This is a genomic window from Nostoc sp. FACHB-888 (genome assembly GCF_014696655.1).
GTDB lineage: Bacteria > Cyanobacteriota > Cyanobacteriia > Cyanobacteriales > Nostocaceae > Nostoc.
In genome coordinates this window covers 60,945-74,188 of sequence record NZ_JACJQM010000001.1, presented here as the reverse complement: position 1 = coordinate 74,188, position 13,244 = coordinate 60,945, and the positions used below count along the sequence as shown (strand labels likewise).

The 13,244-nt window shown below is 43.9% G+C and carries 8 protein-coding genes; 4 read left to right on the top strand and 4 right to left on the bottom strand.

All coding sequences use genetic code 11. The annotated features are described in order from the left end of the window. Positions 1–93: 93 nt before the first annotated feature. Positions 94–2,328, bottom strand: a complete 2,235-nt coding sequence (locus tag H6G26_RS00290) for a family 1 glycosylhydrolase (protein ID WP_347242410.1) — start codon at positions 2,326–2,328, stop codon at positions 94–96. Between the two features lie 322 nt (positions 2,329–2,650). Here H6G26_RS00290 and H6G26_RS00285 point away from each other — a divergent pair, with 322 nt between their 5' ends. Continuing rightward, positions 2,651–2,938 (top strand): hypothetical protein, encoded by a 288-nt coding sequence (locus tag H6G26_RS00285; RefSeq protein ID WP_190727357.1) that lies wholly within the window; start codon positions 2,651–2,653, stop codon positions 2,936–2,938. A gap of 85 nt (positions 2,939–3,023) precedes the next feature. On the opposite strand, the gene glf is transcribed toward H6G26_RS00285, so the two are convergent. Beyond that, on the bottom strand, positions 3,024–5,480 hold the full coding sequence (gene glf / locus H6G26_RS00280; RefSeq protein ID WP_190727356.1) for a UDP-galactopyranose mutase: 2,457 nt from the start codon (positions 5,478–5,480) through the stop codon (positions 3,024–3,026). 812 nt (positions 5,481–6,292) lie between these two features. Between glf and H6G26_RS00275 the strand changes: the two genes are divergently transcribed. After that, positions 6,293–7,021 carry a DUF4142 domain-containing protein gene (locus H6G26_RS00275; RefSeq protein WP_190727355.1) on the top strand — a complete coding sequence of 243 codons (729 nt, stop codon included), beginning with the start codon at positions 6,293–6,295 and terminating at the stop codon, positions 7,019–7,021. Positions 7,022–7,115: 94 nt separating this feature from the next. Here the strand turns inward: H6G26_RS00275 and H6G26_RS00270 are convergent, their stop codons facing one another. Both H6G26_RS00270 and H6G26_RS00265 read right to left on the bottom strand, forming a co-directional pair. Then, positions 7,116–8,111, bottom strand: a complete 996-nt coding sequence (locus H6G26_RS00270; protein WP_190727354.1) for a glycoside hydrolase family 43 protein — start codon at positions 8,109–8,111, stop codon at positions 7,116–7,118. Positions 8,112–8,318: 207 nt separating this feature from the next. Then, positions 8,319–9,128, bottom strand: coding sequence for a phytanoyl-CoA dioxygenase family protein (locus H6G26_RS00265; protein ID WP_190727353.1), 810 nt, complete (start codon positions 9,126–9,128; stop codon positions 8,319–8,321). A gap of 939 nt (positions 9,129–10,067) precedes the next feature. On the opposite strand from H6G26_RS00265, the gene H6G26_RS00260 reads away from it, so the two are divergent. Then, positions 10,068–11,927, top strand: a complete 1,860-nt coding sequence (locus tag H6G26_RS00260; protein WP_190727352.1) for a glycoside hydrolase family 2 TIM barrel-domain containing protein — start codon at positions 10,068–10,070, stop codon at positions 11,925–11,927. Further along, positions 11,906–13,006: a galactose-1-phosphate uridylyltransferase gene (gene galT, locus H6G26_RS00255; protein WP_190727351.1), complete on the top strand. Its 1,101-nt coding sequence runs from the start codon at positions 11,906–11,908 to the stop codon at positions 13,004–13,006. The genes H6G26_RS00260 and galT overlap by 22 nt, the downstream gene beginning before the upstream one ends. Positions 13,007–13,244 lie beyond the last annotated feature (238 nt).

Here is a 13,244-nt window from a genome sequence, read left to right as displayed (position 1 = left end):
CTAGTACAGGGCGGCGGAAATAAACAACCCATTCCAAACGAACAAAACGCTTACAGTGTAATCGTTTTGACTTTTGACTTCCGCCTTGCGGGACTAGATTCTTTCTTCTAGGTAGCGAGAAATTGCATTGTCAAGGGATGGCATAAATTCACCTCGGCTGCTACCAAGAACGCTGTAAGTTGGGCGGGGAGCAGTTAAACCAAGCTGTTCTGTGGGTACAGAAATCAGATTGGTGACACTAACTCCAGCTTGTTTAGCCGCTAATCGCGCGAAATCAGCCCAGGCGATCGCACTCTTATTCGCCAAATGCCACAGCCCAGACTCGCCGTCAATTAATAAATCTAGGCTGGCATGAACTAAATCTGGTACATACGTAGGTGAAACAATTCCATCCTCGGCGGCAATGAAATTATTACCAGCACTAAGCTGACGCAGAGCGATCGTGACGAAATTATACTCATCCCACGGTCCAAAAAATGCACTTGTGCGAATCACCAGTGATGCGGGATAAGCCTGCAATACCAGCTTTTCTGCCAAAACTTTGCTGCACCCATATACATTAAGAGGGGCAACGGTATCAGTTTCGACATAAGGATTAGACACAGCACCATCAAATACCAAATCTGACGAGAAAGTTAATAGCGGTACGTTATGTTGAGCGCAAGCAGCAGCTAGAATCGCTGGGCCTTCGGCGTTCACTTGTATACAAACATGGGGTTCCCGTTCGGCATCGTCTACCCGCACGTATCCGGCAGCGTTCACAACCGCCCACGGCTTCAACTGGGTAAATATCGCATCCACAGAGGCAGGATCGGTAATATCCATCTCTTGGCGCGTCAGCAGGTGATATGAAATTCCGCGGACTTCGCACAACCGAGCAAAAGCCTTTCCGAGAGTTCCTCTGGCACCGACGATCGCTAGGGGACGAGGGGAGGTAAGGGGCATTAGGGAAGTTTTTTTCCTTGCTTCTCCTATCATTGCACTGCAACTTATTGCAGGGTATAACAGGCGCTCTTGTCGATGCCACCAGCCAGGGGTTTCAAGTAGCGGATGATTTAGTTGAAGCCCATTTGCTAGATCCTGCACCATTTTTGCGATCGCTGTTGGTCGAGGATGTGGCGATTCTCCAGAGGAGACGCTACGCGATCGCAAATCAAATACACCTGGCTCGTAGTAGCCGTTAGCTTTTGTAACTAAACTATTCCAATCGTAGCTGCCAAGGAGCGCCCAAACAGTGACAGCGCGGATATCTACACCCTCAGCTTGTAATTCCTTCGCCGCATTCCACACCTCATAAAGCCAGCGTAGCTGCTCCTCACGGGTGCAGCTAATATGAGCTTCGGTGACAGCAAGAGGCAGGTGATAGCGTTCCCATGTTTCTAGTAGCAATGTGCGTGGGCCTGCCAATCCCTCAGCACAAACTCGCACCGCCTCTACATCTGCATACTTATCCTGCCCATTACCCCCATGCGTCCAAGCTGGATAATTTTCTGTGTGTTCATCCAAAAAGCGTTCGCTGGTTAAATAGTGGTTAATCCCAATGATGTCAGGGGGGCAGGTATTTTGCAAAAATGTCTCAAGTTCAGCCTCGCTAATACCACACTTCTTTAAGTAACCCCACATTGGATGAGTTGGGTTGATTCGACCGCATAATAAATCAAGGCTCAACCAACGGCGATCGTTCTCCAGTTCTGCTTGATATTCTAGTTTAGGTGTACTGTAAGTTTTACCTAAATCCTCGGTTTGCACTAGTTGAGCGCTAGGGTTGACTTCTCGAATTGCCTTCATTGCCAAGGCTACTGCGCGACACTCTCCCAACAAAGCACGAGCAAAAGTTAAATCATCCCGTCCATGAGGATACCAGTGACCATACATTCCACTGAATCGCGCCGTTGTCAGTGGCTCGTTTACAGGCGTGTAATGTGTTACCCAAGGATAACGTTCGGCAACCGCACGAGCAAACACTGCTAGTTTTTCTGGAAATTCTGGGTCTACCAAACTTGTATCACGCGGACCGCTACCATGATGCACTAATCCTACAATCGGAAGGATGCCGAGTTCACGCAAGCGCCCCAATCGCTCATCCGCCCACGACCAATCAGCATTTTCTATCCCATTAGGTGCTATCTTCTCCCACAATACAGGGTAGCGGATGGCTTTTATCCCTAGTTCTGCAAACAAATCTAAATCATTTAAGCGCGTTGCATGACCGTTGCGTTCCAACTGGTCTAAATACTCATCACCCACGCGATTAACTGTACACTCTACACCAGCCCACACTTCCAAGGGGAGTTGTGAATTATTCTCTCTCAAAACGTTATTTGTCACGTCTTTACTTGAGTTAAAGAAAAAAGACATTATTTACACAACCAAAGCTTTTATTACCTTTATCAAGACTTACGCAAACAATAGCCAAAACCTTTTTTCAGGTAGGAGCATTCTTGAATTGCCTCAGAGCGCGTGTAATTTTGCGTAAGTTCTACTTGAATATTTCCACATTGTGATAACGCAGATATAATATCTAGTATTTGCGGATCGTTGACCACAAAAGCATGAAGAAAAATACAGAATTTAAAATCAATTAGTGGAATACTCAGATCCAACAGTCGCTTAGTACAGCTTTGCGTAAAATCGTAGCGTTGCGTTTTTAATGCAAGGGGACGCATTGGCATTGTCAGCCGATACATTGGCATTGTCAGCCGAGGCATTGGCATTGTTAGCCAATGCGTTGGCATTGTTAGCCGATGCGTTGGCATTGTTAGGCGATGCATTGGCATTGTCAGTCGATACATTGCCATTGTTAGGCGATGCGTTGGCATTGTCAGCCGATGCGTTGGCATTGCAGGGTATTGCCAAATTTAATTCGCTACGAATTAATGAAATGCTGTGCTTAGTAACCACTAAATCATCTGCCAGTCACATAAAATTGCCAACCTGACTTTTGTAGAGACGCAATCCATTGCGTCTCTACTTTAAAAAATTGTAGGCTGGGCAGCACCTGCCCACGATCAACATCAACAAACTTAAGCCTTAACCGCTATTTGTTTGTACGTTGCTAAAGCCTGCGCCACACAATGATCCATATTGAGATACTTGTATGTAGCTAGCCGTCCCACAAAATGCACACCTGGTGTTGACTCAGCTAGGGCTTTGTATTGTTTGTAAATTTCCTGATTTTCAGGACGTGGCACTGGATAATAGGGGTCGCCCTCTGCCTTGGGAAACTCGTAAACAATACTAGTTTTGGAGTGTTCCTGCCCGGTTAGGTACTTAAATTCGGTAATACGGGTATACAGTTGTTCGTTAGGATAGTTAATCACTGGCGCTGACTGAAACACAGGGGTGTGATGCGTTTCGTGTTTGAAATCCAATGAGCGATAGGGTAGTTTACCGTAGCGACAATCAAAAAACTCATCAACTGGCCCAGTGTAAACCATCTCGCGGCAAGGTATAGCCTTCTCGATTTCGCGGTAATCGGTGTTGAGCATTACCTTAATATTCGGATGATTTAACATATTTTCAAACATCCGAGTAAAGCCGTGCAATGGCATTGCTTGGTAACTATCTGTGAAATATCGGCTGTCGCGGTTTGTCCGGGTAGGAATTCGGGCAATTACTGTTTTGTCCAGTTCTGAAGGATCGAGTCCCCATTGTTTACGAGTGTAGTTTTTGAAGAATTTTTCGTAAAGTTCCTGACCAACTTTACTAATTACTACATCTTCAGAGGTACGGATGTGTTCTCTCGGTTCTGCAACTGACTGAAAAAACTCTTCCGCCTGGAATGAGTTGAGGTTCATTCCATAGAGTTTATTGATGGTTTCAAGGTTAATGGGGATGGGGACGAGTTGTCCATCTACGCTGGCTAGAACGTGATGCTCGTAAGAACGCCAGGCAGTGAACTGTGAGAGGTATTCAAATACTTCGCGGGAACTGGTATGAAAGATATGAGGGCCGTATTTATGTACGAGAATTCCGTGGTCGTCATAATGGTCGTAAGCATTACCACCGATGTGATTGCGCTTGTCTACAACCAATACTTTTTTACCGGAATGTCTCGCCAAGCGATCCGCGAGAACGCTACCAGAGAAACCTGCACCAACAACTAAGTAATCAAATATGAAGTCTCTGGTAATGATGCTTGGTGCTTCTGGGATATCTGTTGAGATGGGAGATTTCCCATTTTTACCATTACCATTAGTTGTGGTATCTGGTGTGGTTGCGATCGCAGAATCTATCAACTGCATCATCGATCCCCAAGTCCGATCCCAAGAAATCTGCTCTAAGAATGCATCTACCCGACTCAACCATCCTGATGCTGGAGTATCTTCTTGCAACGCTTGTTCTGCGGCGGCGACAAACTCTTGAGCAGTGTCTGCAATTCGTACTAGCTTTAAGTCTCCATAAGGACGTACCACATCTCGAATCGTGGTAGAGACTACAGGTTTACCTGCGGCTAAATACTCTGGTGTTTTAGTTGGGCTAATAAAACGTGTTGACTCGTTTCGCGCAAACGGCAACATTGCCAAATCCCAACCCCCTAGATATGCAGGCAAGTCTTTATAGTCTTTACTACCGAGATAATGAATATTTTCATGCTGTGGCAGAGTTGCTGGGTCAATTTTCACAACTGGCCCAATTATGACTAAATGCCAATCAGGACGAGCCTCGGCAATCCCAGCTAATAATTCAATATCCATCCGCTCATCAATTACACCATAAAACCCAAGGCGCGGATGAGGAATATTTGCTTGGTCTGCTGGTTCTTCTTTAACGTTTCTTCCTTGTCCAAAGTGGGGTACATCTACACTGCTAGGAAAGGCATAAACGTTTGGATGCTGGTTTACCTTACTTTCGTAAAGGCTTTGCCCGCCTGTAAATACTAGGTTTGCCCGACGAAATAGCTCTGCTTCGTAGTTCTTTAAAGTAGGCGATGCTCCTTTAAAGGCAGACAATTCATCCATGCAATCGTAGATAACAGCTTCCGGTTCTAAATGGCTTGCCCATGCGATCGCCATTGGCGTATAGTACCAACAAATGTACTTAGAAATATTATGTTCTGCAAATAACCTATCAAGCAGTACTTTGATATCTGCGTTTACTGCTTCTTCACTTAGACCTTCAGGTAGATATGGAACAACAACTATCACTCCACTTTTGTCTTCACTAACGTCCAATCGCCCCAATGGTTCCCGGCTAAAAATTGGCTCTTCGATAAAGAACACTCTCTTTTTTTGAGCGCAGCGACTTAAAAGATGTTGTGGTCTTTGATATACAAAATTCCAACGCAGATGAGATAAGCAAACTATATCAGGTGTATCGGTAAAAGCTTTTGTTGACCGAGAGTTTTTGTTAAATGAGGATAAATTTATTGATGTCCCTAGAGATTGCGATTTCGCTGTCTCGGATGATTTTGCTTCATTTACCGTTGGTGACACGCTATGACTCACACCGTTGTTTTGTTGCACTTTATTACTTGACATAGATTATTAACTCAACTTGCAGAATGTTGGACTAACAAGTTATCTTTTTCGTAAGAATTAATCTTATTATTTGCTTTTTTTAATTACATATTCATCTATCTAAATATAGTAATTCAAAATTGTTGTATTATTCTTAAGTATTAAATTTATAACGTTAGCAACACTTAATTATGTGTCTGAACGTGTCAAATTTAGCTAAATATATAATTAGATATACGCCAAAAGGCTTACATCAGTCTTAATTTTGTAAGTAAAGATTAAAACAAACTAAATTAAAAAGATAAAAAATGTAGTTTACTCAAGTATCTACTATAGACGTTTTATAGTTACTGTTCAGAAATATCTGATGATGTCGAGTCCAAAAATTATTAATATAATTCTGATATCAAACCAGTTTAGCCAAGGTTCTCACTATATTTATCCTTCAACTAATAGAAGATTAACAATTCAAAATTAAAGACATTTAAATCTTATTTATCAAAGCTTTAGACTTTTTGCCGCTCACCTAAACTAACTAGAATTGTACAAATTTCCGGCTTTAGAGTGTAAATATTGAGCAATTGCTCAATATTATGGTTTATATCGTTTGATTGGATAAAGCCGATCTAAGAAAAAATTACTTTTTATTTAGGGTTCTAAACACACCTCAAGAAAGATGGATATTTATCGCAAGGAGAAGATTATTGGAGATAGTGTACTTTTCTAGACATATCAAGTTCTTTGCAAGCTCATCAATCTTGCCAAAAAAACTTTGAGCAAATGATCTAATGGAAATACACGTCGGTTGAGCCAAGCTTTCTTAGGAATTGATCATGATTAAACGAACCTTAGTTACTATTGCTCTCCTTGCAGTCGGATTTTTCGTCTCATTGGGATACTCAGCATTACTTCCAAATAGTGAGTTTGTGAACGCTCAAACAAATCGAACAACCCCAACCCAAAATACTCAAGTTAACGAGGTTGATCGGCAGTTCTTTATAGATGCAGGTCAAGCAGGCTTAGGTAACATCGCGCTGGGGGAATTAGCATTGCAGCGTTCGACTAATCCTCAAGTCAAACAATTTGCCACAGCAGAGATTCAAGAGCAAACACAGGTGAAAAATGACTTGACACGGATTGGTTCACGATTGGGTGTAACTCCTCCCAGCACTCCTGCACCAAAATTTCAAGCATCACTGGCGCGACTGTCTCAGTTAGAGGGCGATCGCTTTGAGCAAGCGTATATGGATGAGGGCGGTGTAAATGCTCATCTAGAAAACGCAGCCCTTTTCCAACGCGAAGCCGCGCTTGGGCAAAACCCCGACCTTGTAGCACTAGCGAATCGAGGATTACCAACCATCAGAAAACACTTTAACACTGCTAGCGCCATCACAAAATATCAATTTGGCCAGGTTGCGCGGAGATACAATAATCTGCCTAATAATTCTGGTGTATCAACCCCTCAAGGCAATACTAGACGTACAGAAGGAGGCGATAGCCTACCTGAAAACAATCCTTCCCCTACAGGAGGAGGCACTCGGCTACCTCTAGAGAATAAATAGGTAGAATAGTGCAACAAAGTAAGGGCATGGCATTGCCATGCCCCTACGATAAATTTTTATGTATTAAGGTTTTCGTGAATTGGTGTTAAAGAAATTAAATTGATTTGCAAGCGATCGCCTGTGGTGTCCAGGTGGGGCCTTCGCAATATGGCCCATCTGCCGACCAAATGAGTTTATCCAAGCACATTCGCCGCGCATCCATGTTTACATCCCACGCATGGTAGACAATGTACTCAGTCTGACCATCGGGGCCTACAACGATTGAATTGTGTCCAGGCCCTTTGACACGATCAGGAAGCGATCGCAGCACCCGCGGCCCCGTTTCGTTACCCACATCAGAGTAAGGCCCCATTACACTATCCGCAACACCATAATCTACGCCATAGTCCTCTGTTTCCCAGCGCCCACCACTATAAAAGCAATAATATTTACCTGCATGTTTACGGACACAGGGGCCTTCCAAGGTATGCCAATCAAAATGTTCACCATACATCAATCGATTAGCTAGAAATCTTTGCCAGTCGGAACGTGCCCGTAAGACGACTTTGCCGATACCGCAAAGTTTGGTCATATCTTGGAGCCGATCTACAAAAAGGGCAGTACCAGCCCGCACACCGCCCTCAGTGTCTAAAAAATCACGAGCATAAAATATATACCACTGCCCATCGTCATCACGGAATGCGTGGGGGTCGATGGCGAAGGAGCAAGATTTGGGGTCTACAAGTGGCTCACCAACATCTTTATATGGCCCCAAAGGATTATCGCTCGTGGCAACACGTAACTGATGGTTTTTATCCTCGTGTCCTACAGAGTAGTAAAGGTAAAATTTGCCATTGCAATAAGCAACTTCCGGGGCCCAAAAATTATCGCCAAGGGAGGGGTCTGGCCGCAACAGTGCGTTATCTACAAAATCCCAATTTACGAAATCAAAGGAGCGTAATAGAGGGAAAACATGTAGTTTTGCGATTTCGTCTACTGTTCCTTCCGCTTCGGCTGCACCAGTGCCGATCGCATAGTATACACCCTCAAATTCCCAAACAAAAGGATCGGCAAAATAGCCTTTGTAGACTGGATTGGTATAAGTTAACATTTCGGTGATCGCTATAGCGTGTTAACTCAAATTTTGAAGAAGTGCGCTCGTAAAAACAACTATCTTTATGCTGGTTCGGCTTTTCTTAATTCTTCTGCGATGCCTACGGCGGTAAACTACATAAATAGACCATACTGTAGGGGCACAAGCAATGCTGTGCCCTTACAAATTATATGCACCCTGCTGGATAATTTTTTTTGAAAGTTCCTAATACTTGAAATTCACGTAAGTTTCAACCTTCTCTTTTGGCAACTGTTCCACCACCTGACACCGAATCATCTGCCTTAAATTCTCTGGCAGGCTCTCATAATAGTCCCGTTGGAGAGTTAAATCCACCTTCGGCGTATGCAACCAATGCATAGCATAGCCCATAACTACCATTGGTCTTGGCTGATTAGTCCGATTTGGTGAACCCCGGTGCAGCGCCAAAGGTGTCCGAATCATCGCATCCCCTAGCTGCATATGAAAAGATTCCATCGGAATTTCACCAGTGGCAATTTTCCTTAGTCCCTCTTCACGCGGCAAGATATGCGTACCACGCGCCATCTGGAACGGCCCGTTTTCTGCCGTTACTTCCACAAGTGGGAAGTTAACTGCTAGGGCGTAGAGTGGCGTTACTATTTGGTCAGAAAATAAAGGGCGATAATCCCGGTGAATTTCCTGATAATCCGAACCTTCCACTGGGAGATCAACTCCCAACTGAACCATCACATATTCTTGAAAAAATACTCGCTCCAGCACACCCATAATCACGGGATTAGCGAAAACTTCCACATTGGCAAAGGGGGAAACCCAAGGCAATGTTAGATAGTAACGAGCAATTTCACGGGGAGCCAGTCCACCTGGTTGATTTTGACGCTCTCGAAATAAATTATCAAAAGCTTTTGCCCACTCGCCAATTAATTCTTTATCAAAAAGACTGGGAATCACACAAATTCCGTCTCGATTCAGGTCTTCGGCAAATCGGGTTAGATCAGTATCTGTATATTTAGTTACTCTACCTATACTTTGAACCATTTTCTTATCCTCGTCAATTCATCATGTTAAAGTCGAATTTAAATCGGACTCTCAATAGCAGTTTTTGCAATTGTTCGTCGATAATAGCGCACCATTTCTGGAATTGACTTATCAGTTTTTGTAGATTTAGGTTATCCAAATCTCTTTATAGATAAGGCTTTATGTTGATTAGTTTCCAGGGTTTTCCGATTGTGAGGTAAGGTGCTGAATCGGAAATACAGCAATGGTTCTTAAGCTAGTTCACTGCCCAAATTGTGATACTATAAGTCTAGTAAGAGGTGATAAAACTACTGAAGGCAAAAATTGCAGCCTTTGTTGCCAAGATGGGAGTTTTCGCCGTAAATCCATACCATAACTGCTAAAAATTAGCTAAAACTCCGTAATTCAAAAATTAAAATAATTTGTAATATTTAATTAAGTTTTGTAACTGAGATTTAGCGCCAAACCGGAGCAGAAGTTTCCTAAAATGTAGATTTTGCAAGACACACCCCGCCACTTGGAATTTATCTTGACTTAAACGCCCAGAATTAGTTAAAAAAAAATTCCAGCGTTATAGGGCAATAGAGTTAACTTGTAAAACCGAATTTAGCATAACTGTTGTGGGGTGGGCGTTTTGCCCGCCCAATAGATGCAATTTAAATATGGAACAGCTTACCTGATTTTTTCCTGCCGACTTGGCAAATATTCACGATATGTGTGCCATAATGTCACGAGTCAACAGTCTATACCTAATTTTATAGCTCCAATACTAGGGCGTTTGATCTATTTTATGTTTACTATTAAGCGATAAATAGTGTGATGCAAGTACAGGTATAAAGTTATATTGCTTACAGAGGAAGGAGAAAAACTCCTGAAATGTCTCAAAACAGCCTAGTTTAGTCTAAACCGAAAGCACAAAAAAATTTGTTCTATTTTTTGTAGTTACATTAAGAGGTTTTAATGAAGTTGTTGGATATACAAAAGCATAAGGTTGAATTCCCCTCTAATACTGATAATCAAAGGGTTTCTAGCTTTCCAGAAGCAGGGTATCCACGTCCACAGTTACAGCGATCGCACTGGCTAAATTTAAACGGTCTGTGGAAGTTCGCATTTGATGATGAAGGGCAATGCGTTCAACCAGGCGATATCCAGGGGTGGACTCATCATATACAAGTTCCCTTCGCTCCCGAATCTACCAAAAGTGGTATTGGTGATACAGGTTTTCATCCAAACTGCTGGTATGAGCGAGAATTTGAAACGCCTGAAGGTGACGGCAGATTATTACTGCACTTTGGGGCTGTGGATTACCGCGCCCGTGTTTGGGTGAATGGTCAATATATGATAGAGCATGAAGGGGGACATACTCCTTTCACGCTGGATATTACCGCAGTTTTGAATGACACTGGCATAACTAAAGTAACAGTCTGGGCCCAGGATGATCCTGGTGATCTTGCCAAGCCTAGAGGAAAGCAGGATTGGCAATTGGAACCGCACAGTATTTGGTATCCTCGCACCAGTGGTATTTGGCAAACAGTCTGGATTGAGCGCGTAGGTAGAACTTACATCGATAGTATTCGGTGGAGTCCCGATTTCGAGCGCTGGGAAGTTGGTTGTTATGCTGCGATCGCAGGTGATGCCCCTGCTGGTATCCAAATCAAGGTAAAACTGAGCATTGGCAATAACGTGCTGGCAAACGATACCTACGAAGTGTTTAACGGAGAAATTGGGCGTCGCATCTCCCTTTCCGATCCAGGTATCGACGACTACCGCAACGAATTGCTGTGGAGTCCAGAAAAGCCCACCCTAATGGATGCCCACATTGAACTTTGGCATAACAATGAACTTTTGGATGAAGCAAAATCCTATACAGCAATGCGAACTGTGGGGATACAGCGCGATCGCTTTATGCTCAATGGTCGTCCTTATTATTTGCGCTTAGTTTTGGATCAAGGCTACTGGCCCGATTCGCTAATGACAGCACCGGACGATGGAGCATTACGGCGCGATGTTGAACTCACCAAAGCAATGGGTTTTAACGGAGTCCGTAAGCACCAGAAAATTGAAGACCCGCGATTTTTGTATTGGGCAGATAAGCTGGGGTTGTTAGTATGGGAGGAGATGCCCAGTGCATATCGTTTCACACCTAAAGCAGTGGAACGCACGACGCGAGAGTGGGCTGAGGTGATTAGGCGGGATATCAGCCACCCCTGTATAGTAGCTTGGGTAACGTTTAATGAATCCTGGGGAGTTCCGAATCTGGTTGAGACTGCGGCTCACCGAAACTACGTTTTAGCAATGTTTCACTTAACTAAAACTCTCGATCCGAGCCGCCCAGTGATTGCCAACGATGGCTGGGAAAGTACGGATACAGACATTCTGGCTATTCATGACTACGACATTCATCCACAACGATTAGGTCATCGCTATGGGCCAGAAGTAAAGCTATCAGATTTGTTTGACCGGAAGCGTCCTGGAGGGCGCATTTTGACACTGGATAACTTTCCGCATCAGGGACAGCCAGTGATGCTGACTGAATTTGGTGGCATTGCCTATGCTGCTGTTGATAACCCCGATGCAGATAAAGTTTGGGGATATGAGCGTTGCTCCAATATTTCCGAGCTAGAAATGAAATACGCTACTCTGCTGGAAACGATTAATGATATCGAGTTGTTTAGCGGATTTTGCTACACCCAATTTACAGATACTTTCCAAGAAGCTAACGGTTTATTATACGCCGATCGCACACCTAAATTTCCCATTGAGGCGATCCGCGCTGCGACCCTTTCAGGACAAGGATTATGTACTCCCACAAGCTGTTAAAGCCGGATGGTCGCCCACTGACCTTATACAGTCGATACCCGATTGCCGAGAATATCATCGCCACTAGCCCTAGTAATGAACCAGTACAGGCAAATCCCCACCTGCGCTGGCATCCATTGCGCGGCGAATGGGTTGCTTACGCTTCTCACCGTCAAGGGCGGACTTTCATGCCGCCCCCGGAATATAACCCCCTTGCACCCACTACTAAACCGGAGTTTCCTACAGAACTACCCCCAGGTAAGTATGATGTAGCAGTGTTTGATAATCGCTTCCCCTCAATGGCTCAAACGGCACACGACCCGCCAGAGTGTATTGTGGAAACATTGCCTGCTAATGGGGCGTGTGAAGTGGTGGTTTTTGCTCAAAATGCTCAAGCTTCCCTTAGTTCTTTGGAACTGGAACACCTTGATTTGCTGTTGGAAGTGTGGGGCGATCGCACCCGCGTATTAGGAGCAAACCCCCAAATTCAGTACGTGTTGCCTTTTGAAAACAAGGGTGTAGAGGTGGGCGTGACTTTGCACCATCCCCACGGGCAAATTTACGCCTATCCTTTCGTCCCACCTGTTCCGGCGCGGATGCTGTCAATGCAGCAGCAGTATTATCAAGAGCATCAACGGGGTTTACTGCAAGACTTGATTCAAGAGGAAATTGCAGATAATCAACGGATTATTTATCAAGATGAGTATGCGATCGCATTTGTCCCAGTATGCGCTCGTTACCCCTATGAAGTTTGGATTGCTCCTAAAGAACCAGTTGGCACTTTTATGGATCTTACTCCAGAGCAACGTTGGGGACTTGCTAAGGCGTTAAAAACTGTCACTCTCAAGTATGACGGCTTGTGGAATCGCCCATTTCCTTACTTGATGGCTTGGTTCCAAGCACCAACTGACGGTTTAGCCCATCCAGAAGCGCATTTACACGCCGAGTTTTTTCCACCATATCGGACAAGTGAAAGGCTAAAGTATCTAGCGGGAACTGAACTTGCAGCAGGAATGTTTGCCAATGATGCTTTGCCAGAAGAGAAAGCTAAAGAGCTACAAGCTGTAATAGTAAATATTGAAGAACCGATTTCGGCATAACAAGGTTTGAAACTGGAACTTAATTTATTTCTGTTTGTCCGCCTCTTGAATTAGTACATCAACATATTGTCTTAACCGTTCCTTCTAATTGGGGACGGTTTTAACTTTTTTGTAATCCCATTTCACTTTAATAATAATGATACAAATAGGCACAGCAATGCCCATAGGTATCAACTTAAGAAGATTTTGCCCAAATTTGTTGGGTGTAATCGTCAATCAATCGATGGCGCTTATGCCT

Coding starts and splice junctions, on each gene's coding strand:
- glf (WP_190727356.1), bottom strand. CDS start 5,480: ATGTCAAGTAATAAAGTGCAACAAAACAACGGTGTGAGTCATAGCGTG.
- H6G26_RS00285 (WP_190727357.1), top strand. CDS start 2,651: ATGCAAGGGGACGCATTGGCATTGTCAGCCGATACATTGGCATTGTCA.
- H6G26_RS00270 (WP_190727354.1), bottom strand. CDS start 8,111: ATGTTAACTTATACCAATCCAGTCTACAAAGGCTATTTTGCCGATCCT.
- galT (WP_190727351.1), top strand. CDS start 11,906: ATGTACTCCCACAAGCTGTTAAAGCCGGATGGTCGCCCACTGACCTTA.
- H6G26_RS00275 (WP_190727355.1), top strand. CDS start 6,293: ATGATTAAACGAACCTTAGTTACTATTGCTCTCCTTGCAGTCGGATTT.
- H6G26_RS00265 (WP_190727353.1), bottom strand. CDS start 9,128: ATGGTTCAAAGTATAGGTAGAGTAACTAAATATACAGATACTGATCTA.
- H6G26_RS00260 (WP_190727352.1), top strand. CDS start 10,068: ATGAAGTTGTTGGATATACAAAAGCATAAGGTTGAATTCCCCTCTAAT.